The organism is Ferriphaselus sp. R-1, assembly GCF_000746095.1.
Lineage (GTDB): Bacteria > Pseudomonadota > Gammaproteobacteria > Burkholderiales > Gallionellaceae > Ferriphaselus.
On record NZ_JQKP01000002.1, the window covers coordinates 1 to 20,786 of the forward strand.

Consider the following 20,786-nt stretch of genomic DNA (forward strand, 5'->3'; position numbering starts at 1 on the left):
AATTGCGGCGACATCAGTCGCACGTCATGTCCCATTTTGCCCAGCTCCCGCGCCCAGTAGTGTGAGCTTCCACAGGCTTCCATGCCGATCAATGTCGCTGGCAGTTTGCCAAAGTATGCCTGCATCTGGTTGCGCCGCAATTGCTTCCTGACAATCACCTTGCCCGCACGATCCACTCCGTGTATCTGGAATACGTTCTTTGCCAGGTCTATGCCAATACGCGTAATATCCATTTCACACCTCCCTCTGTTGACTGGTTGTTTGCCATCTCCAGTCTGGCACATCTCGATGCCGTTTAGGGGGAGGTGTCCATTCCATTGCCCTGCGCGCCGATGCCGGGCTGCTGATTACCGAAGGGGTTTCGCCCTCGCCCAACGGGTTGGGTTATGCCCGCATTCCCGGGCTGTTCAGCCCGGCCCAGATCGAGGGATGGCGCGCTGTGGCGAATGCGGTGCACCAGTCCGGCGGGCGCATTTTTGCCCAGCTCATGCACACCGGGCGCGTGGGTCATGCCGCCAATTTGCCCGCCGGGGCGCAGGTGCTGGCTCCCTCCGCCCTCGCCGCGCCGGGTGAGATGTGGACGGATAGCCAGGGGATGCAGCCGCATCCGGTTCCAGCTGCGATGAGCGAGGCCGACATCGCCGCTGCCATCGCCGAATTCGTCCAGGGTGCAAAAAACGCCGTCGCGGCCGGGCTGGATGGCATCGAGCTGCATGCGGCCAACGGCTATCTGATCGACCAGTTCCTCAACACGGCCTCCAACCAGCGCACCGACCGCTGGGGCGGCAGCGTGGAGAATCGCCTGCGCTTCGCCGTCGAAGTGGCCCGCGCCTGCGCCGCCGCCATCGGCGCGGAGCGCATCGGGATGCGCGTTTCGCCCTACGGCGTGTTCAACGGCATGCTGCCGGATGCGGAAATGGATGCGCTTTACCTGCGCCTGATGGAAGAGTTGAACGCCATCGGTCTGGCCTACATCCACATAGTGGATCACAGTGCTATGGGTGCACCGGAAGTCAGCCCGGTGCTAAAGGCTGGCATCCGCGCGGCGTTCAAGGGCCGCTACATTTTGTCCGGCGGCTACGATACAGCGCGCGCCAACGCCGACCTCGATGCCGAACGCGGCGATCTGGTCGCCTTCGGTCGCCCGTTCATCGCCAACCCCGATCTGGTACAGAAGCTGCAGACCGGCGCGGCGCTCGCCCAGCCCGATCCCAACACGTTCTACACCCCCGGCGAGCAGGGTTATCTGGACTACTGATCGCCCCCCAAAAAAAACGGCCTGCGGCAAATCGCGCAGGCCGTTTTGCTTGGAAAGTGCGAACTCAGTCCGGCAGCACGATCCGGTGGTCGGTACTGAACTGGTAATCCGTGAAGATGTGCTCGGCAGACAGCACCTGATAGCTGCCATCAGCCAGCTTGCGGCTGGTGTCCTTGAGGCGGTAGGTGTAGTGGCCGCAGGTCCACAGCTTGAAGTTGCGCATGTGGGTGCATAGACAGGTCTTGTCGAACACCTGGATCTTCTTGGCATCCGGATGCTGGGCGACCTCGCGGTTGTAAGAGTCGATATAGGAACACTTGCCATTGGCATCCAGCACGTAGCCGTAGGACTCGCAGCCGGGGCGGATGCCGGAGCCGATGGCCGGGCTGTTCTTCAGCATGCGCATCGGATAGCCGGTGGGCGACACGCCGTTGACTTCGATGTCGTCCTCGCTGGCCTTGAAATATTCCTGCTGCACGTCCTTGGGCAGGCCGCATTCCGCCGCCACGGTGAAGCGGGTCGCCACCTGCACGGCGGCTGCGCCCATCTCCAGGAAGTTGGTCGCGTCGGTGCCGGTGAAGATGCCGCCCGCCGGGATCACCGGGATGTCGAGCTGCTCGGCCTTCAGGTAATCGAGGATCTCCTGGGTGATGACGCGCAGGTCGTACTGCGCCCAGTCCATGCCAAAGCCAAGGTGGCCGCCCGCCAGCGGACCTTCCACCACCACGAAGTCGGGCAGGCGGTTGGTGCGGGCGTTCTTGCGCAGGAACAGTTGCAGCGCACGCAGGCTGGAAACGATGATGCCCAGCTTGGCATCGCGGAAACGGGGGTGATCCTCGATCATGGCGAAAGAGCCGAGGTGCAGGCCCGCCGCCAGAGTGATGCCGTCGATACCTGCCGACAGCGCCTCCCACAAGCGTACCTTGAGCGTCTCCTTGGGCGCATTCATGGTCAGCTTTTCCATGCAGTTGAGGAACACCATGCCGCTGCCGCGCTTGGCTTCCATGGTCTTGCCGATGTGCAAGCGGGTCGATTCGGCGACGTGACCGAGGTCGAACTTGATCTCGGACTTGTCGGAGTTGTTGATGTTGTATTTGTACTGCTGGAGCTTTTCCTTGACGAAGTCAGTGTCGTAACGGCGGTCGGAGACCGTCGGCAACATGGCGTCGGAAATGTGGCCGATGCCACCGAGACGCGCCGCCTCCAGTGCCAGCTCGGCAGTGGAAATATCGACCCCCATACCGCCGATCATGATCGGCACCAGTTCCTGCTTGCCCCAACGCAAGCGGAAATCGTCAACTTTTTTTGTCATTATGCGCCCCGAATGGCGGGCTCTCCTCCGTGCGTTGCGGAGATCCCGGTCCCCGCAATCATTGTCAAAATTTTCAGGCGCTATATTACCTTGGAATAGCGCGCGTGTTGCTCGCGGGTGCGCAAGTAATGGTCGAACACCATGCAGACGTTGCGGATAAGCATGCGGCCACGCGGAGTGACGCGGATGGCTTCCGGTGTCAGCTCCACCAGCCCTTCGGCGGCACGCTCGGCCAGCTCACCCAGCTCCACGGCGAAGTATTCATCGAAACGGATGTCCCATTCCCGCTCCAGTGCAGCCTTGTCGAGCTCGAAATGGCACATCAGGTACTGGATGATGGCGCGGCGCAGCTCGTCGTCGCGGTTCAGTTCCATGCCGCGCATGACCGGCAGCTCGTCGCGGTCCAGCGCGGCGTAGTAGTCGTCCAGCTCGCGGAAGTTCTGGCTGTAGGTCGGACCGACCTGGCCGATGGAGCTGACACCCAGCGAGATCATGTCGCAATCAGAGTGGGTGGAATACCCCTGGAAGTTGCGGTGCAATCGATGTTCGCGCTGCGCCACCGCCAGCTCATCCTGGGGCTTGGCGAAGTGATCCATGCCGATGTAGAGGTAGCCGGCATCAGTCATGGTCTTGACCGCCAGGCCGAGGATCTCCAGCTTGACCTGTGCGATGGGCAAGTCCGCCTCGTTGATGCGGCGCTGCGGCATGAACACCGTGGGCAGGTGCGCGTAGTTGTAGATCGAAAGGCGGTCCGGATCGGCGGCGATGACTTTTTCCAGCGTGCGCTTGAAGCCTGCCACCGTCTGCTTGGGCAGGCCGTAGATCAGGTCGATGCTCACCGACTGGAAGCCGTTGGCGCGAGCGGCCTTGATGACGCGCAACGTCTCTTCCTCGCTCTGGATGCGGTTCACCGCCTTCTGCACTTCGGGCTCAAAATCCTGCACGCCGATGCTGATGCGGTTGAAGCCGAGTTCGGCCAGCAGGGCGATGGTCTCGTCGCCCACCTTGCGCGGGTCGATCTCGATCGAATACTCGCCATCAGCGGCCAGGTCGAACAGCTCGCGGGTCGCGCCCATCAGCGCGCGCATCTGTTCGTGGGTGAGGAAGGTCGGCGTGCCGCCGCCCCAATGCAGTTGTTCGACGCGCTGGCGTTCGCCCATCAAGGCCGCCTGCATGCGCATCTCCTTGATCACGTACTGGATGTATTTCTCGGATTTGCTGAAATCCTTGGTGATGACCTTGTTGCAGCCGCAATAGAAGCACAGCGTGTTGCAGAACGGAATGTGGAAATACAGCGAAAGGGGGCTGCGATCCGGATCGGCTGCGCGCTTCCTGAGCCAGGGAATGTAAGCAGCCGGACCAAACCCCTTGTCAAAACGATCTGCCGTAGGATAAGAGGTGTAGCGCGGGCCGTTACGGTCCAATCGCCGGATCAACTCCAAATCCACCTCCAACGGCGGCAAAGTCACTGGTTCTCCCACACTCCACTCCTGTATCCGATGTCTGTACCGGCACCGCTCCGGCACCAGCTCAATGTCAGTTTGATATATATCAAAAACCGTGTCATATTGTAACCCAGCTGACTGCTCACGGAATTCATCTTGCAACAGTACGTCGCACACCCACAGCCCAAAAGTCCCTGCTCCACCTGCCATCTGCGTGAATTTTGCCTGCCTCAGGACCTCTCGGAAAGCGAAGTGGCTCGGGTCGAGGCTCTGTTCGGCCCCAGGCATGCGCTCAAACGGGGCGACTTCCTGTTCCGCAGCGGTGACCGCTTTGCCGCGCTGTATGCTGTCCACACCGGCTTCCTCAAGACCCAGATCCTGCACGAGGATGGGCGTGAACACATCACCGGCTTCCAGATGGCAGGCGACATCATCGGTATGGACGCAATCAACTCCGCCACTCATGCCTGCGATGCGATCGCCCTGGAGGACTGCGACATCTGCGAGTTGCCCTATGAGCAACTGGAGACATTGAGCCGCGAACTGCCCTCCCTGCAGCGCCACCTGCACCGACTGATGAGTCGCGAGATCGTGCGCGACCAGCAGGTCATGATGCTACTCGGCTCGATGCGTGCAGAGGAACGGCTGGCCTCCTTTCTGCTCGACCTGTCCGAGCGCTTTGCCGCACGCGGCTATTCCGCGTCCCAGTTCCAGTTACGCATGTCGCGTGAAGAGATCGGCAGCCATCTGGGATTGAAACTGGAAACCGTCAGCCGAGCATTCTCCCACTTCCAGGAGGGCGGCCTGATCGATATCCACGTAAGATCGGTCCACCTCCTTGATCTGAATGGCTTGCATGACTGCATGCATCGACCCCGTTGAGTTTGACAGCCATCTAGGTTGAGTGGATTATTCGCCCCTTGGATAACAATCTGGAGAACCTCCCAAATGGAACATCAAGTCAGTGCCGATGAAATCTCTCGCGCCAAGCAGTTGCATGCCTACCTATTGTTCGATTTCATCGTCGTACACGTATTTGTGTTCGTCGTCGCACTTGGCCTGATGAGCACCAGTTATATCCCCTTGATGCTGATGCCCGTACTTTCTTTGAGCCTGCTGGGTATCGTCATCCTCAAAGCCAGCAAGGCCAAGAACGAACCCTCCCAGTTCGTGCGCTGCCATATGATGCTCGCTGCCAAGCGTGCCAAGCTGTTCATGGGCCTGTTCCTGGTGACGTTCTCGTTCACGGCGGCCATGTTGTTCGGTGGCGCCCAACTGGGCTTCAGCCCCATCGCCAGCAAGTCGCTGGCATTCGGCATCGGCCAGCTGCCGTTCATGGTCGCGCTGTTGGCCCTGGTGGTGATGGAATACGATGCTGAGCACCAATGCAAGACCGGCAAGATCCCTGCTGCCGCCCTGAAACTCGACACCAAGACAGCCTGATGGGTTCCGACAAGAAAATCATTCTGGGGGTCGTCGGCCTGATCGCAGTGACCATTGCGATCCTGCTGACCTTGCCCGACAACTCGACCAGCACCCCGGACACCCTGCCGTGGCGCATCACTCACCCGACACCTGAATCGACCCGCATTTTCGGCATCACCTTGGGCGAGACCGCGCTGGCGGAAGCAGAGAAAACCTTCAAGGAAGAGGCCGAAATCAGCCTGTTCAAGCCGACCGACCGCGACATGGGTGTGGAGGCCTTCATTGAAGAAGTCAATTTCAACGGCCTGAAGGCCAAGTTGGTAATGACGGTGGCCGTGCCCGCCGAAGAGCTGACGGGGATGTTCAACCGGGGGCTGCGCATGAATGCCACAGGTAGCGGCAAACGCATCACATTGACTCCTGACGATCTGGACAAGGTGCGCAAAGCTCCCGTCGCCAGCCTGACCTATCTGCCCAATGTACGCCTGGAGGAGTCGGTCATCGTCAAGCGTTTTGGCGAACCCGCCGAACGCATCCGGGAGACCAAGGTCAACCTCACGCACTGGCTCTATCCCCAGCACGGCCTGGACATCATTCTGAATCCGAAAGAGAAACCTGTGCTGCAATACTCGACATTGCAGGATTTTGGGGCGTTACGTGCGCCATTGCTGGCCAATGGTGAGATCGTAAAATAATTCGCTTTACTGCTTGGGCGCAGCCGAGTCATCACTCGGTTGCGCCTTTTTCTTTGGCTGGCTGTGCAGCATCGCATCCTCATCGTCATCCAGCAGAATGCGACTGGCATTGCCTTCCATATCCTCATACTGACCCTTCTTCACCGCCCAGATCAGGATGGCGACGAAGACCAGGCCGAAGAAGGTCATCCCAGGAATAAGACTGTAGATTACGTTCATTGTGACTTTTCCTTGAAGAGGTTGCGTATGCGCGCCGCGTTACCGATCACCAGCAAGGAGCTTAACGGCATGGTAATGGCAGCTGTCAGCGGGGTCACCCGCGCCATCATCGCCAGCGGCACCATGATGGCGTTATACACGAACGACAGGCTGATGTTCTGCTTGATGGTGCGCAAGGTGCGACGCGACAGCTGGGTCGCCAGGCGCACCTTGTCGAGTTCATTCTGCATCAACACGATGTCGGCACTCTCGACCGACACATCGGTGCCCGACCCCAGGGCGATGCCCACGTCGGCACGGATCAGCGCGGGCGCGTCATTCACGCCGTCCCCCACCATCGCCACGATCTTGCCCTGCTGCTGTAGCTGCTGGATCACACTGTCCTTGTCCTGCGGCAACACTTCAGCGATGACCTCCATACCGCCCAACTGATGCGCGATCGCCTCGGCCACTGCTTTGCGATCACCACTCAGCAGGGTCATACCTATGCCCGCCTCACGCAAGGAGTCGATCAGCCCCTGCGCGTCCGCCCGCAGCGTATCCGCCAACACGATCACCGCGAGATGCTGGTCGCCCAGCGCCAGATGCACGCAGGTCTTGGCTTGCTGCTCAAGCTCGCCCAGACTCAGCAACAACGCAGCCTCCAGCCTGACCCCGCGCTTGGCCAGCCAATCTGCGGTACCGATGAGAACTGCCTTGCCCTCATGGGCCGCCTCCACCCCCGCCCCCGGCGTGGCGTGAAAGCCAGTCACCTCGATCTTGCGATAAGGCAAATCGCGCTCGTCAGCCACACGCACGATGGCTTGGGCGACGCTGTGTTCGGAATAGCGCTCGACACCGGCGGCCAGAGCCAGGGCCTCTGCCTCATCTTGCGCCTGGGCCAGGACCAAATGCTCGACGCGCATCTTGCCCTCGGTCAGGGTACCCGTCTTGTCGAAGACGAAATGGGTGACCTTGGACAAGGTCTCCAGCACAACTCCGTTCTTCACCAGAATGCCATGGCGTGCGCCCAGACCCGAAGCCACCGCTATCGACATCGGCGTGGCCATGCCCAACGCACAGGGACAAGTGATGATCAACACCGAGGTCGCCGCCATCAATGCCACCTCGAAATGCTCCGACCAGAGGAAGAACGTGATACCGGCACAGATCAGGGTCGCCATGACGAACCACGGCACGATGGTATCGGCGATGCGCTGGATCGGGGCCTTGGAGGATTGCGCCTCTTCCACCAAACGGATGATCTTGGACAGCATCGAGTCTTGTGCGGCGGCGCGCACTTCGATCACCAGGGCCCCGCTGCCGTTGATGGTGCCGGCAGCAACGTGATCGCCGACGTGCTTGCGCACCGGCAGCGACTCACCGCTCAGCATGGACTCGTCCACCGAGCTATGCCCTTCGCAAACGATACCGTCCATGGGCACCTTGTTACCCGGCTTGACCACCACGCGCTCGCCTATCTGCACCGCGCGGACGGAAACGATACGCTCCTCGCCTTCGCGCAGCACCGAGGCTACGCGCGGTTGCAGATCCATCAGCCGGTTGGTGGCCGCAACGGCCTGATGCCGGTACATGCCTTCAAGATAACGGCCTATGAGGATCACAAAGGTGAGGTTGGTCACCGTGTCGAAATATACCGCCCCTGCACCGCCAAGAGTCACGTACAGGGAATAGGCATAGGTCACCGACAGGCCAATGGCGATCGGCAGGTCCATGGTCAGCCGCGCATTGCGCAAACCGCTCCAAGCCCCTTTGTAGAAGGGGAAGCCGGAATACAACAACGTAGGCGTAGCCAGCGCGCAGGCCATCCAGTGGAAGAAATTCACGAACTCGCCGCGATCCGCCCCGCTGTAGAGCGCGATGGCGATCAGGTTCAAGTTCATCATCGCAAAACCGGCGAAGAACAAGCGGAACAGCAGGGCCCGATTGGTGCGCTTCATGGCCCCTTCCGCCGCCTCCGGATCATAAGGAATGCCGGAGTAGCCGATCTTGGACAACTCGTGGATCACCGCAGAAAGCTTGAGCCGGGAATTATCCCAGCGCAGGTGCAAGCGTTTGCCAGCCAGATTGACGTTGGCCGTGTGTACACCGGGCAGACGCATCATACTGCGCTCGATCAACCAGACGCAGGCTGCACAATGGATGCCCTCGATCAGCAGGTGCGTATCGCTGACCGCCCCCTTGGACTGGACGAAGTCCTCCTGCACTTCATCCAGATCGTACATTTCGATGTCTCTGGGCGGCGTGGGGGGGGGAGCCAGCAGCGTACCCTGAGGGGTGCGCTGGTAATAGCCCTGCAGATCGGCCTGGTAGATTGCCTCGCACACCGACTGGCAGGCGAAGCAGCAAAAATCGCGCGTCTCTCCCCCTAGTGGGCTATGGAAATCAGCGTCCGCCGCGATTTCCTGCCCACAGTGGAAGCAATCATGCGCTGAAGTATGACCGGCAGTGTGAGGCATCTGGAGAATGCTACGGCTGCTTGGGGATTTCGACGAAGACTTTCTGCTCCATTTCGAACTGTCGACTTTCGTGCGTTGCCTTGATGATCAGATCCCAATTTCCGGCTCTGGGAAATTTCAACTGGCCAACATAACGACCCGGCGCTTTCTCGAACAACTCACACTGCGTATCAAACTTCGGGTCTTCCGGCCATTGGGCATTGATGAACACCTGCCCGCCCTGGATGGGCTTGCCCTCCCGGTTGGCCAGTTCGAGGTTCAACTCAGCCGGGCTCGCCAGCAGGATGAACTTGGCCGCAGAGGGTTCGGCCAAAGCATCATTCTCCAATCGGTGCGGAGAGTGCAGCTTGACCTGCCACCCCAGCGTGGAACGCTCAGCCTGCTGTTGCACCCACTTGGCATCGTATTGGTTGTGCGACTTGACGTTGTAGTGATCGTCCAGCAAGCGCACTGGATGCTGTGTGACATTCCAGTAAAACTTGATGTTAATCACCACCCCGGCCAAGATCACGGCGATCAAACCAAACACCCACGGATTACGCCAGCCTTGCTTGTTCTTTTGCGATAACACTGCGCACCTCTCTAACGTTCTATACCACGCGTCAACCGATCAACGCTTCGGCCCAGTGAACACCGTATCGTATTCAGCCTTCATGTTGGGGTCGTCAAGATTCTCGACACGGAACTGGATCTTGGTGGTTTCAGACATCAGATTCTCCTCCGGAGCCTTCACGAACACGGTGAACGCAGATGCCTTGCCATGATGGATCAACTGTGGCTTACCACCATCGACGATGATCTGGCCTTTCACGCCACCTTCGGCGCTCACTTTCACCTGCACATCGCCCGCCGTCTTGTTCAGCACCTTGAAGGTATATTTGTTCTGGATCGATCCATCACTCATCCGCACGAACAGCGGCTGCCGTTCCGGTGCGACGCGCAAGGTCAGGTTGCCCATATGACTGAGGCCGTAGATGATGCCGACGAGCGCGATCAGCAAGATGCCAATGTAGACCAACGTCCTTGGGTGCTGGTACAGCTTCTTCTCCGGCAGACCGTTCACCTCATCCAGAGTCATGTAGCGGATCAGGCCGCGTGGACGACCGATCTTATCCATGATCGAATCGCAAGCGTCTAGACACAAGCCACACGTGATACACCCGAGCTGCTGCCCCTGACGAATATCAACACCTGTCGGACATACCTGCACGCACTGGAAGCAGTCGATACAGTCGCCCTGCTTGCTTTCTTCAGCCGCTGCTCCTTTGCGGATACGACCACGCGGCTCACCACGCTTTTCGTCATAGGTCGGAACCAGTGTCTGGGAATCACACATCACTCCCTGGATACGGGCATACGGGCACAGCCACAAGCACGTCTGCTCGCGCAGGAAACCCGCGAGGAAATAGGTGCCGAGTGTAAATGCGATGAGGGTAGCGACTTCGATCAGCGACAGATTGAAGTGAAGCAGATTGCCCCAGAACACGAACGCGTCCTCGAACCAGATGATGACGCTGATGCCGGTCAAGATAGCGATCAGCAGCCAAAGGGCGTGCTTGAGCGCTTTCTTGCCAAATTTCGCACCGTCCATCGGCGCGGCATCCAGCTTGTGACGGGCATTCGGATTGCCCTCGATCTTCTCTTCGATCCAGGTGAACAGGTCGACCCATGTGGTCTGGAAGCAGAAGTAGCCACAGAACACGCGTGACGCCACCGAGGTCACGGCGAACAGGGTCATAGCCAGCAATAACAGCAACAGCGAAACCATCCAGATATCTTGCGGCAGGATGGTCAGACCGAAGATATGGAACTGCCGATCATTCACATCCAGCATCAACGCTTGCTTGCCATTCCAACGCAGATAAGGGCCGAGGAACAAGATCAGCCAAAAGGATTCCGTGATGTATTTCAGCGTACGGAAAAAACCCGGCATGCGCTTGGCATGGATGGTTTTCTCACCCATATTGACCACCCACTCTTCGTGTTCGGTATAAAGCCCGGTGACATTGCCCGTCTCGGCCTTTGGGGTTTTTTCCAGCTCGCTCATACTCACTCCTGTCGTTACCTTATCCACGTCGAGTGGATTGTTATTAGGAAAACGCTGCACAACCTCTTCAGCGAAAAACTTGCGCAGTGTGTCCCTATTCCGGAAGAAATTCAATAATGAAAAAGGAGGAGGCAAGCCTCCTCCTTTCGGTGGGCAAAGATGTTACTTGTCGCCCGACTTTTTGGTGGTTGCGTTGTAGAACAACCAGACCAGCGCTGCGATAACGGCAGAGAACGCCCCAGCGGTGCCGATCATCAAGCCCCAATATACGAAGTCATGTGACATATCAATTTTCCTTTCAAAAACCCGCACGGCTGCACACCGTGCGGTCAGGCCATGGATACTTACTTGGCTACGGCTTCGGCGGCTGGTGCCTCAGAAGCAGCTGCGGCAGCCTCAACCGGAGCAGGAGCAGCTGCAGGTGTACCACCACCAAACTTGTACACATAAACAGCCAGCTTCTTCATCTGGACATCGGACAGCTTGCCAGCAGCGGTAAAGCTTGGCATCACAGCGACACGAGCATTGGCATCACCCGAGTTCACACCGTAGGTGATGGTCTGCTTGATACCTTCCGGAGATCCGTCGAAACGCCAGATCTTGTCGGTCAGGTTGGCAGAACCCATGGCTTGCATACCTTTACCATCTTCACCGTGACATCCAGTACAGCCCTTCTCTGCGAACAGAGGATTGGCAGCCGGGGTGCCCGCAGCAACGGAAGCGGCCAGCGAGTCGATTTCAGCAGCGGACAAGACATCCTTGTGTGCTGGCATCATGCCTTGACGACCACCGGTGATGGTTTCATGGATCGTGTCCACGGTACCACCATATAGCCAGTCATCATCGTTCAGGATCGGAGCCATCAAACCCTTTTCGCGCTGTGCGAACTTGCCTGCCTGAACAGTACCGACACCGTTTTGACCGTGACATGCCGCACAGTTGTCAGAGAACAGCACCTTGCCGGAACGAGCCACGTACTCGGACAACTCAGCATCAGCCAGAATCGCAGCCGGAGTCATACCCTTCAGCTTATCTTCGTACTTGGCACGCGCATCATCCAGCACCTTCTGATCCGCAGCCAGTTCGCTGATCGCACTCCACTGACCCGAGCCCGGCAAGCCGATCCCTGTCCAGTGATGTCCAGCGATGGCGACGGGGACCGAAGGATACATCAGCCAGTACACACAAACCCAAATCGTACTGGCGGTCAGGCCAAGCATCCACCACTTGGGCGGCTGATTGACGAAATCCCCCAGATCGTCATCCCATACGTGTCCGGTGGTAGGCACGCCACCCACGGAGTTGTGATTGTCACTCATTTTTTATCTCCTGAATTGTTGTAGTCGGCCTCATCTCGCAGAGCCATGTCGCCCTGCGAGTTGAGCGCGTCCTTGTTCCTAGGATTGAACACCATCACATAGACTGCGACCATTGCAACGAAGGTTCCCACGGCGAAGAATACGCCGAGCCAATCGTTGCGGGTCATCGCGGCCCAGTCCGTGTGCAGGTAGTCCATCAATTTAGTCACGGTAGTTCACGCCTTCTTCGAACTTGACGTGATTACCCAAGGATTGCAGGAACGCGATGACTGCGTCCATCTCAGTCTTGCCTGCGACCGCAGCCTTAGCACCGGCGATGTATTCATCGGTGTAGATGGTCTTAGGAACTGGGTTGAACGGCATCTTGGTCATCACTTCCATGATCTTGGCGGTGTTATCGCCATCGACCATCGCATTTTCCAAGAAGAAGTAGTTCGGCATCACAGATTCAGGAACCACATCACGTGGGTACTTCAGGTGTTTGCGGTGCCATTCATCGGAGTACTTGCCACCCACACGAGCCAGATCAGGGCCGGTACGCTTGGAGCCCCACTGATAGGTGTGGTCGTACATGGACTCTTCAGCAATGGAGTAGTGACCATAGCGATCCTTCTCATCGCGGAACGGACGAATCATCTGCGAGTGACACAGGAAACAACCCTCGCGAATGAAAATCGCACGACCGGCCATTTCCAGCGGCTTGTACGGACGAACGCCATCGCCAGGCACCCACTCATCCATCGTCTTGTGCGCGGATGTGGCGGGATTCCAAACGATCTTGTCCATCGGAATCACATTGCCGTTGGCATCTTTGTGCTGCGTACCATTGAAGGTGCCGTCGCCACCAGACATACCTGTGTTAGGCAGATAGAACAGAGGCACGATTTCCACGATACCGCCGATGGCCACAGCCACAGCCGTAAGGATGAACATCAGGAGCGTATTGCGCTCGATGCTGTCCTGGAACTTGGTTGAATAAATTTGATCGTGATCAGACATGTCTCTCTCCCTTATGCTCTTGCCGCAGCAGCGCTAACGCCACGAGCAGCACCTGCTTGACGCACGGTCATGATCACGTTGAACAGCATGATCCATGTGCCCAGATTGAAAATCGCACCGCCAACAGCGCGCATCACATAATAAGGATGCATTGCGGATACAGATTCAACGAAGGTATAGGTCAATGTGCCGTATTCATCATAATCACGCCACATCAGGCCCTGCATAATGCCGGACACCCACATCGCAACGATGTAAGTCACAGCACCGATCAAGGCAACCCAGAAGTGCACGTTCACCAGCTTGTCGGAATACATTTCGGTATTCCACAGCTTCTTGACCATGTGATAGATCGCGCCGAAGGAGATCATGGACATCCAGCCCAGAGCACCTGCGTGTACGTGACCCACCGTCCAGTCAGTGTAGTGAGACAGCGCATTCACAGTCTTGATGGACATAACCGGACCATCGAACGTGGACATCGCATAGAAAGCCATCGCAGTCACCAGGAAGCGCAGGATGTAGTCGGTACGCAGCTTGTCCCATGCACCGGACAGAGTCATCATACCGTTCATCGCACCACCCCAAGATGGGATGATCATCGCCAGAGACACAGCAGCACCCAGAGAACCAGTCCAGTCAGGCAGAGCGGTGTACTGCAGGTGGTGAGCACCCAGCCAAACGTAACCGAAGGTCAGTGTCCAGAAGTGCAACACAGACAGACGATACGAGAACACTGGACGACCAGCTTGCTTAGGAATGAAGTAGTACATGATGCCCAGGAAGCCACCGGTCAGGTAGAAACCGACCGCATTGTGACCCCACCACCACTGGATCATTGCATCTTGCACGCCAGAGTAGATGGAGAAGGCTTGAGTCATGCTAACCGGGATAGCCATGCTATTCACAACGTGCAGGTAAGTGATCATGACGATCATACCCATCGTGAACCAGTTGGACACATAGATGTGCGAGGTCTTGCGGATTGCAGTGGTCATGATGTGATTCAGACCAAAGGACAGCCACACAACCGCAATCGCGATGTCGATTGGCCAAACCAGCTCGGCATATTCCTTACCGGAAGTCCAGCCCAGTGGCAATGTCACAACGGCGGAAACGATGATCGCATTCCAACCCCAGAACGTGAACCATGCCAAGCCATTACTCCACAGCTTGGTAGCACCCGTACGCTGGACGATGTAAAAACCAGTCGCCATCAGCACACAACCGCCAAACGCAAAGATCACCGCATTGGTATGCAGTGGGCGCAGACGACCGAACGTCAGATATGGAATATCCAAGTTCAGGAACGGCCATGCCAGTTCCGATGCCACATACACGCCGATCAGCGTGCCTACCACACCATAGATCACAGCCGCGATGGTGAACCATCGGACTATGTCCATGTCGTACTTTACCGGTGTCGCTTCTTGAGTAGCTCCCACAGTAGTCTCCTCCCTAGAGAAATTAAAACAAATCAATGAATTATTCACGCTTCGCAGTTCAATAAACCGTGAATAATTCACCCTCTTACCTACACAGCTTTACTAGCCGCGACATAATGTCACACCCCGCCGCGACAAGTAAAGCATAAATTGGTTCCAAAACGTTCGACATCCGAGTGATTTTATCCGGTATTTCCCACCTCAAAATTTCTCGATCTTTTGTCCACACTCTGCAACATTTGGCCCGGCTCTACCCCAGTCAAACGCCCCGGAAACTGGGGATTACTCGCTCGGAACCAGTTTCTCGATTTGCCGAGCCGACAGGTAAGCCCAGTCACCTTCGGCTACTCCCAGCGTATCTAGCGCAAGCTGGCCGATCGCCACACGGGACAAGGCACTACAATGATTGCCTGCCGCAGCGAGCATCCGCTTGACCTGATGATATTTCCCCTGCTCCAGTACGATTTCCATCTGATGCTCGCCAACCTGATCACATCTCAGTGCAGACAGCGGCAGCGGCTCATCATGCAGCTTGACCCCGCCCAGCAGCCTAGCGATCAATTCCGGCGTGACCGGATCGTGCGTAGTAGCGATGTACACCTTGGGTATATGACTCTTCGGGGATGACTGCGCATGTATGAACGCCCCGTCATCGGACATCAGCAACATCCCAGTCGTATCGTGGTCCAAGCGCCCCACGGGCTGCACATCACGCCGCGCGAACTGTTCCGGCAGCAGGCTGAGCACGCCGGGATGATGACTGGGCTTGCGCGAACACTCATACCCGGTCGGCTTGTTCAATACTAGATAGACGTGCTCGCGGTACTGCCATGGTTCGTCGAACACGGAGAACACCAGATCGGACGTATCGAACTCCGCCCGGTAATCCTGCACCAGCTCCCCGCCTACACACACCTCGCCCGACTCGATCGCCGCACGACACCATTTGCGCGAACCGAACCCCTGCGTTTGCAACACGCGATCCAAAGATAATTTCTTCATGCTCGCACTTTAGCAGAAGCTGCGCAAAGCATCCCGTCCCGCCGTCACTCGAATTCTCCACGGCCCTGGTTATGGATTCGATTAGAATCACCAGATCATCGAACCACGCTTACGCGCCACAGGAACAGCAGCGAGCCGCCCTATGAATCTGATCATCCAAGCCAATCACGCCATCCCCGCCAACCTGCTGAACCAGCTGGCTGGCCTGACACTCCCCGCCCGCACAGAACAGATAGGCGCTCACGCCTTTCGCCTGCACGAGGCACGCCCGCATGACAGCATCGCTGGCTTCTGCTTCGAGCACCAGCTCGATTACGCCTTCGTTGATGCCCGCTCCAGCCTGTCGAACTTCGGTTTGGTCGTGATGGACATGGACTCGACCCTCATCAACATCGAATGTATCGATGAGATCGCCGACATGCAGGGACTGAAACCGCAGGTCTCCGAGATCACCGAATCTGCCATGCGCGGCGAGATCGACTTTGCGGAAAGCCTGACGCGGCGCGTCGCACTGCTGGCAGGCCTGGACGAGAGCGCTCTGCAACGTGTCTATGAAGAACGCCTACAACTCAACCCCGGTGCCGAATTCATGCTGGGCGAGCTGAAGAGACATGGCATCAAGACCCTGCTGGTCTCAGGCGGCTTCACCTTCTTTACCGACCGCCTAAAGGACCGTCTCGGCCTCGACTACGCCCAGTCGAACACGCTGGAGATCATCAACGGCAAGCTTACCGGCAAAGTGCTCGGCACGATCGTCGATGCGCAGGGCAAGGCCGACCATCTCAATCACATCCGCAGTCAGTTCAATCTGCATCCCCAGCAAGTCGTTGCCATCGGCGACGGAGCCAATGACCTGAAGATGATGGCTGAAGCCGGAACCAGCATCGCCTACCATGCAAAACCCGTGGTACGTGCCCGCGCCAGCCATGCCCTCAATTTCACCGGGCTGGATGGCGTACTGCCGCTGCTCGGCCATTGACGGTCGAGCCGGTCTCACACCGGGCGTGATCGCAACAACAGGCGCACCACCCGCGCACTCTGTTACAATCCGCCCGCGTCATCGTTTCAGTCCTGTTGCCGCTGCCGATTCCGGCTCGTTGTATCACCCCCGTCTGCCTTAGACTGGCGCTCCGCTGGAGCGACAGGCCGATGTTTTCTGAAAGTTTTCAATGTCATTCGCTACCCTCGGCTTGTCCGATGCCATTCTCCGCGCCGTTACCGAGCGCGGCTATACCGAACCCACCCCGATCCAGGCACAGGCGATCCCTGCCGTGCTGTCTGGCGGCGACCTGCTCGCAGGCGCACAGACCGGCACCGGCAAGACCGCCGGTTTCACCTTGCCGCTGTTGCAACGGCTTTCCGCCCAGCCCGTCAGCGGCAAAGCGCCGATACGGGCGCTGGTGCTCACCCCGACGCGCGAACTCGCCGCCCAAGTGGAAGAAAGCGTGCGCGAGTACGGCAAGTACCTGCCGCTGAAATCGATGATGATGTTCGGCGGCGTGAACATCAATCCGCAGATCAAGCAGTTGCATGGCCGCGTGGACATTCTGGTGGCGACACCGGGTCGCCTGCTCGACCACGTGCAGCAAAAGACCGTGGACCTGTCGCGCGTCGAGATTCTGGTGCTGGACGAGGCCGACCGTATGCTGGACATGGGCTTCATCCGCGACATTAAAAAGATCCTCGCGCTGCTGCCCGCCAAGCGCCAGAACCTGCTGTTCTCCGCCACCTTCTCCGACGAGATCAAGGCGCTGGCCGATGGCCTGCTGAACAATCCTGCGCTGATCGAAGTGGCGCGCCGCAATCAGGCCAATGAGCTGATCGAGCAGCGCGTCTATCCGGTGGATCGTGAACGCAAGCGCGCGCTGCTGACCCAGCTCATCAAGGATAACAACTGGTTCCAGGTGCTGGTGTTCACTCGCACCAAACACGGCGCGAATAATCTGGCGGAATATCTGAACAAGGAAAGCATCAGCGCGATGGCCATCCACGGCAACAAGAGCCAGGCGGCGCGCACCCGTGCGCTGGCTGAGTTCAAGAGCGGCAAGCTGCAAGTGCTGTGCGCCACCGACATCGCCGCACGCGGCATCGACATCAGCGAATTGCCACATGTGGTGAACTACGAGCTGCCCAACGTGGCGGAAGATTATGTGCACCGCATCGGCCGGACGGGTCGCGCGGGTAGCGAAGGCGAGGCCAGCTCCTTGGTGTGCATCGACGAGCATCAGCTGCTGAAAGGCATCGAGCGGCTCATCAAGCGCGAGATCCCGGTGGTACAGATCCCCGGCTTCGAGCCTGATCCGCGCATCAAGGCCGAGCCTATCCTGAACGGACAGAATCGCGGCGGCGGGCAAGGCCGTGGTCAAGGTGGCGGCCAGCGTCGCCCCCAAAACGGCACCCCGCGCACTGGCGGACCAGCACCTGCACGCAGCGGCGGCAATACGCACGCCAAACCCGCCACGGCTGGCAAGCCCGCCGTCCATCGTTTCGGTGGGCGCGGACGCTAAGACCACGCAGCCGGAAGGTCACCCGACGTTCCGGCTCGCCACTACTCGATGGCGCGCACCTTCACGGTCTTGCCTTTCACCTTCCCCTCCGACAAGCGCCGCACCGCCTCTCTGGCGATGTTCCGCGTCACCGCAACATAGGTGCTCCACTCGGTCACGTTGATCTTGCCGATCTGCTCGCGGGTGAACCCCGCTTCGCCGGTCAGCGCACCCAGCACGTCGCCCGCCCGGATCTTCTCTTTGCGTCCACCGAGAATCTGCAACGTCACCATGGGCGGTATCAGCTTGGCCGCATCCGCGTTCAACTCACTCAGCTCATTCCATTCCGGCTCCATATCCATCAAGCGGGCGATGGTCTCGATGCGATGCAGGTCGGTCGGCGCACACAGGCTGAAGGCCCAGCCATCGGCATCGGCACGGCCTGTACGCCCCACGCGGTGGATATGGACTTCAGGATCGGGCGTGATGTCCACGTTGATGACGGCCTCCAGCCCGGCGATGTCCAGCCCGCGCGCCGCCACGTCGGTGGCGACCAGCACCGAGCAACTGCGATTGGCGAACTGGATCAGCACCTGATCGCGCTCGCGCTGTTCGAGGTCGCCGTTCAGCGTCAGCGCGTGGAAGCCCTGCGCGTGCAGCAGTTCGACCAGATCGCGGCATTGCTGCTTGGTGTTGCAAAAAGCGAGCGTGCTTTCCGGGCGGTAGTGCCTGAGCAGCGCGGCAACGGCGGCCAGCCTCTGGTCGCGCGCCACCTCGTAGAAACGCTGACGAATCTTGTGGCTCTCGTGCTGCTCGGCCAGCGTCACCTCCTGCGGCTGGTACATGAATTGGCGCGCCAGCCGGGTAACGCCGTCGGGATAGGTGGCGGAGAACAGCAGCGTCTGGCGCTTGCGCGGGCATTGCTTGGCGACCCAGGCGATCTGGTCGTAAAAGCCCATGTCCAGCATGCGGTCGGCCTCGTCCAGCACCAGCGTGTTGAGCGCGGCAAGGTCCAGCGTCTCGCGTTCGATGTGATCCATGATGCGCCCCGGCGTGCCCACCACGATGTGCGCGCCATGCTCCAGGCTGGCCATCTGCGGGCGCATAGTCATGCCGCCGACCAGCGCGACCACCTTCACATTGTCGATAAAGCGCGCCAGTCGGCGTATCTCCTGCGTCACCTGATCGGCCAGCTCACGCGTCGGGCACAGCACCATCGCCTGCACCGCGAACCGGCGTGGATTCAGCCGCGTCAGCAGCGACAACGCGAACGCCGCCGTCTTGCCACTGCCGGTCTTGGCCTGCGCGATCAGGTCGTGCCCGGCCAACGTAATCGGCAAACTGGCCGCCTGGATCGGCGTCATGCTGTCGTAACCCAGCTGCTTGAGTGTCGCCAGAATGGCGGGCGACAGCGGAAGTTGATCGAAGGATTGCCCGCTGACGGGCTGGGAGATGGGCGAAGAAATGTCAGTCATGCCCGATTATCTCAGCCGCAAGCAGCTGACGTTCAGTTATTTCGAGGAGTAGTGCTTAGGGTGGGCCGTGCCAAGAGCGCGCTTTTAGTTGCGGTGGCCTGCGGAATACGACGAAACCGACATCCCCCATTAAAAAACCAACCAGTTAAAGCATCTTGAATGACCGCAATCTGGCCGAGATATACAGCGCCTACTAGGCAGTTATGTGCCAAAAGCGGACATTGGCGCTTGGTCACATAATCGAATTCATCAACTGTGAAGTTCTATATCTAGATATAGAACTTCACATATATTGGAAACACGCATTGTCTCAAATAGAATGCCGCCGACCAATGGTTGCCCCCCGGGGCTTTTGGTTGTGCCCGGCATGAGTGGCAAATAAATTTGTTTAGGATACTTCCATGAAAATTCGTTTCGCAATGTTGTTTATCGTTACAACCTTACTAGGTGGCTGCGCATCAGTGCCCCAACATTCCGTATCACTAACAAATGAAGTTGTTAGCCCCAAATCTGGACGCATCGGGGTTGTGATGACTGCACTGCCAAAAATGGAAACTCGGTTACCTGGTGCGGACTGCTTGCTGTGCATTGCAGCGGCATCTCTGATGAATTCATCACTTATTTCGCATACAAAAACACTTTCCTATGAAGACCTTCCAAATCTGAAAGTGGAAGTGGCAGATGCCTTAAAGGGCATTGGGGCTGATGTTGTAGTTATTGATGATGAAATAAATATTGCGAATCTAAAATCATTTGCAAAAAAAGGCGTAAATGTTGCTGAAAAGGATTTCACCCCGCTGCAAGAAAAATATAACGTTGACCGGCTACTAGTTATCAACATAACGGCCCTTGGATTTGTCAGAACCTACTCTGCATATGTGCCAACGAGCGATCCCAAAGGTCAATTGCAAGGGCTTGGATATATGATCAACCTTAGGAACAATACGTACGACTGGTATCAACCGGTGTCTATCGTAAAGAGTGCTGCGCAAAATTGGGATGAACCCCCTAAGTTTCCTGGCTTAACCAATGCGTACTTCCAAGCATTGGAACTTGGGAAGGAGAGTTTCATTCACCCATTTACGAGTGGTCAATTTGGCCCCCAGGCTCAACAAGCACCAGAAAAAATCTCTTCACTTGCAGAGGATGCTCCCAGAGAAAGTAAAACCAAATGAACAGTGGGCTCATTCGAGCCGCACT

20 protein-coding genes and 1 pseudogene are annotated in these 20,786 nt (G+C 58.0%); 7 read left to right on the top strand and 14 right to left on the bottom strand.

Going from position 1 to position 20,786, the window contains the following annotated elements:
- Nucleotides 1-233, bottom strand: a pseudogene (locus DM08_RS02495) (IS110 family transposase); the annotation flags it as partial.
- An 89-nt stretch (nucleotides 234-322) separates the two neighbouring features.
- On the opposite strand from DM08_RS02495, the gene DM08_RS02500 reads away from it, so the two are divergent.
- The gene (locus tag DM08_RS02500; RefSeq protein WP_255358307.1) at nucleotides 323-1,258 is read left to right on the top strand and encodes an alkene reductase; all 936 of its coding nucleotides are present in this window, start codon (nucleotides 323-325) and stop codon (nucleotides 1,256-1,258) included.
- Nucleotides 1,259-1,322: 64 nt separating this feature from the next.
- On the opposite strand, the gene DM08_RS02505 is transcribed toward DM08_RS02500, so the two are convergent.
- Nucleotides 1,323-2,570: a nitronate monooxygenase gene (locus DM08_RS02505; protein WP_035383074.1), complete on the bottom strand. Its 1,248-nt coding sequence runs from the start codon at nucleotides 2,568-2,570 to the stop codon at nucleotides 1,323-1,325.
- 80 nt (nucleotides 2,571-2,650) lie between these two features.
- Entirely contained in the window at nucleotides 2,651-4,051 is a 1,401-nt protein-coding gene (gene hemN / locus DM08_RS02510) for an oxygen-independent coproporphyrinogen III oxidase (protein ID WP_237560198.1), read from the bottom strand.
- A gap of 120 nt (nucleotides 4,052-4,171) precedes the next feature.
- On the opposite strand from hemN, the gene DM08_RS02515 reads away from it, so the two are divergent.
- The 3 genes from DM08_RS02515 (at nucleotide 4,172) to DM08_RS02525 (ending at nucleotide 6,135) form a co-directional block, all read left to right on the top strand.
- Entirely contained in the window at nucleotides 4,172-4,897 is a 726-nt protein-coding gene (locus DM08_RS02515) for a helix-turn-helix domain-containing protein (RefSeq protein WP_035383076.1), read from the top strand.
- A gap of 66 nt (nucleotides 4,898-4,963) precedes the next feature.
- Entirely contained in the window at nucleotides 4,964-5,458 is a 495-nt protein-coding gene (locus DM08_RS02520) for a hypothetical protein (protein WP_035383077.1), read from the top strand.
- The gene (locus DM08_RS02525; protein WP_035383078.1) at nucleotides 5,458-6,135 is read left to right on the top strand and encodes a hypothetical protein; all 678 of its coding nucleotides are present in this window, start codon (nucleotides 5,458-5,460) and stop codon (nucleotides 6,133-6,135) included. Before DM08_RS02520 ends, DM08_RS02525 begins: the two co-directional genes overlap by 1 nt.
- 6 nt (nucleotides 6,136-6,141) lie before the next feature.
- Here DM08_RS02525 and ccoS read toward each other — a convergent pair whose 3' ends face one another.
- The 10 genes from ccoS to DM08_RS02570 form a co-directional block, all read right to left on the bottom strand.
- Nucleotides 6,142-6,354, bottom strand: coding sequence for a cbb3-type cytochrome oxidase assembly protein CcoS (ccoS, locus tag DM08_RS02530; RefSeq protein ID WP_035383079.1), 213 nt, complete (start codon nucleotides 6,352-6,354; stop codon nucleotides 6,142-6,144).
- Nucleotides 6,351-8,813: a heavy metal translocating P-type ATPase gene (locus tag DM08_RS02535; protein ID WP_035383080.1), complete on the bottom strand. Its 2,463-nt coding sequence runs from the start codon at nucleotides 8,811-8,813 to the stop codon at nucleotides 6,351-6,353. Before DM08_RS02535 ends, ccoS begins: the two co-directional genes overlap by 4 nt.
- Before the next feature lie 10 nt (nucleotides 8,814-8,823).
- Complete coding sequence (locus tag DM08_RS02540; RefSeq protein WP_035383081.1) at nucleotides 8,824-9,384, bottom strand: FixH family protein; 561 nt, start codon at nucleotides 9,382-9,384, stop codon at nucleotides 8,824-8,826.
- 39 nt (nucleotides 9,385-9,423) lie between these two features.
- Nucleotides 9,424-10,860 carry a cytochrome c oxidase accessory protein CcoG gene (gene ccoG, locus DM08_RS02545; protein ID WP_035383082.1) on the bottom strand — a complete coding sequence of 479 codons (1,437 nt, stop codon included), beginning with the start codon at nucleotides 10,858-10,860 and terminating at the stop codon, nucleotides 9,424-9,426.
- Between the two features lie 162 nt (nucleotides 10,861-11,022).
- The gene (locus tag DM08_RS13260; RefSeq protein ID WP_255358305.1) at nucleotides 11,023-11,145 is read right to left on the bottom strand and encodes a hypothetical protein; all 123 of its coding nucleotides are present in this window, start codon (nucleotides 11,143-11,145) and stop codon (nucleotides 11,023-11,025) included.
- A gap of 59 nt (nucleotides 11,146-11,204) precedes the next feature.
- Entirely contained in the window at nucleotides 11,205-12,179 is a 975-nt protein-coding gene (locus DM08_RS02550) for a c-type cytochrome (RefSeq protein WP_035383083.1), read from the bottom strand.
- Nucleotides 12,176-12,388, bottom strand: coding sequence for a hypothetical protein (locus tag DM08_RS02555; protein ID WP_035383084.1), 213 nt, complete (start codon nucleotides 12,386-12,388; stop codon nucleotides 12,176-12,178). Before DM08_RS02555 ends, DM08_RS02550 begins: the two co-directional genes overlap by 4 nt.
- Nucleotides 12,381-13,178, bottom strand: a complete 798-nt coding sequence (ccoO, locus tag DM08_RS02560; protein WP_035383085.1) for a cytochrome-c oxidase, cbb3-type subunit II — start codon at nucleotides 13,176-13,178, stop codon at nucleotides 12,381-12,383. The genes DM08_RS02555 and ccoO overlap by 8 nt, the downstream gene beginning before the upstream one ends.
- A gap of 11 nt (nucleotides 13,179-13,189) precedes the next feature.
- Complete coding sequence (gene ccoN, locus DM08_RS02565) at nucleotides 13,190-14,623, bottom strand: cytochrome-c oxidase, cbb3-type subunit I (protein WP_237560199.1); 1,434 nt, start codon at nucleotides 14,621-14,623, stop codon at nucleotides 13,190-13,192.
- 282 nt (nucleotides 14,624-14,905) lie between these two features.
- On the bottom strand, nucleotides 14,906-15,625 hold the full coding sequence (locus DM08_RS02570; protein WP_035383087.1) for a pseudouridine synthase: 720 nt from the start codon (nucleotides 15,623-15,625) through the stop codon (nucleotides 14,906-14,908).
- Nucleotides 15,626-15,767: 142 nt separating this feature from the next.
- Here DM08_RS02570 and serB point away from each other — a divergent pair, with 142 nt between their 5' ends.
- Nucleotides 15,768-16,604, top strand: coding sequence for a phosphoserine phosphatase SerB (serB, locus tag DM08_RS02575; RefSeq protein WP_035383088.1), 837 nt, complete (start codon nucleotides 15,768-15,770; stop codon nucleotides 16,602-16,604).
- A 190-nt stretch (nucleotides 16,605-16,794) separates the two neighbouring features.
- Entirely contained in the window at nucleotides 16,795-18,132 is a 1,338-nt protein-coding gene (locus DM08_RS02580) for a DEAD/DEAH box helicase (RefSeq protein WP_035383089.1), read from the top strand.
- A gap of 41 nt (nucleotides 18,133-18,173) precedes the next feature.
- On the opposite strand, the gene dbpA is transcribed toward DM08_RS02580, so the two are convergent.
- On the bottom strand, nucleotides 18,174-19,586 hold the full coding sequence (gene dbpA, locus DM08_RS02585; protein WP_088177589.1) for an ATP-dependent RNA helicase DbpA: 1,413 nt from the start codon (nucleotides 19,584-19,586) through the stop codon (nucleotides 18,174-18,176).
- Between the two features lie 401 nt (nucleotides 19,587-19,987).
- Here dbpA and DM08_RS12460 point away from each other — a divergent pair, with 401 nt between their 5' ends.
- Nucleotides 19,988-20,761, top strand: coding sequence for a hypothetical protein (locus tag DM08_RS12460; RefSeq protein ID WP_202593360.1), 774 nt, complete (start codon nucleotides 19,988-19,990; stop codon nucleotides 20,759-20,761).
- The last annotated feature ends 25 nt before the right edge of the window (nucleotides 20,762-20,786 follow it).

What these genes read in the sequence shown, in the direction of transcription:
- DM08_RS02505 (WP_035383074.1), bottom strand. Translation starts at nt 2,570, where the DNA reads ATGACAAAAAAAGTTGACGATTTCCGCTTGCGTTGGGGCAAGCAGGAA.
- DM08_RS02520 (WP_035383077.1), top strand. Translation starts at nt 4,964, where the DNA reads ATGGAACATCAAGTCAGTGCCGATGAAATCTCTCGCGCCAAGCAGTTG.
- DM08_RS02525 (WP_035383078.1), top strand. Translation starts at nt 5,458, where the DNA reads ATGGGTTCCGACAAGAAAATCATTCTGGGGGTCGTCGGCCTGATCGCA.
- ccoS (WP_035383079.1), bottom strand. Translation starts at nt 6,354, where the DNA reads ATGAACGTAATCTACAGTCTTATTCCTGGGATGACCTTCTTCGGCCTG.
- DM08_RS02535 (WP_035383080.1), bottom strand. Translation starts at nt 8,813, where the DNA reads ATGCCTCACACTGCCGGTCATACTTCAGCGCATGATTGCTTCCACTGT.
- ccoG (WP_035383082.1), bottom strand. Translation starts at nt 10,860, where the DNA reads ATGAGCGAGCTGGAAAAAACCCCAAAGGCCGAGACGGGCAATGTCACC.
- DM08_RS13260 (WP_255358305.1), bottom strand. Translation starts at nt 11,145, where the DNA reads ATGTCACATGACTTCGTATATTGGGGCTTGATGATCGGCACCGCTGGG.
- DM08_RS02550 (WP_035383083.1), bottom strand. Translation starts at nt 12,179, where the DNA reads ATGAGTGACAATCACAACTCCGTGGGTGGCGTGCCTACCACCGGACAC.
- ccoO (WP_035383085.1), bottom strand. Translation starts at nt 13,178, where the DNA reads ATGTCTGATCACGATCAAATTTATTCAACCAAGTTCCAGGACAGCATC.
- DM08_RS02570 (WP_035383087.1), bottom strand. Translation starts at nt 15,625, where the DNA reads ATGAAGAAATTATCTTTGGATCGCGTGTTGCAAACGCAGGGGTTCGGT.
- serB (WP_035383088.1), top strand. Translation starts at nt 15,768, where the DNA reads ATGAATCTGATCATCCAAGCCAATCACGCCATCCCCGCCAACCTGCTG.
- DM08_RS02580 (WP_035383089.1), top strand. Translation starts at nt 16,795, where the DNA reads ATGTCATTCGCTACCCTCGGCTTGTCCGATGCCATTCTCCGCGCCGTT.
- dbpA (WP_088177589.1), bottom strand. Translation starts at nt 19,586, where the DNA reads ATGACTGACATTTCTTCGCCCATCTCCCAGCCCGTCAGCGGGCAATCC.
- DM08_RS12460 (WP_202593360.1), top strand. Translation starts at nt 19,988, where the DNA reads ATGAAAATTCGTTTCGCAATGTTGTTTATCGTTACAACCTTACTAGGT.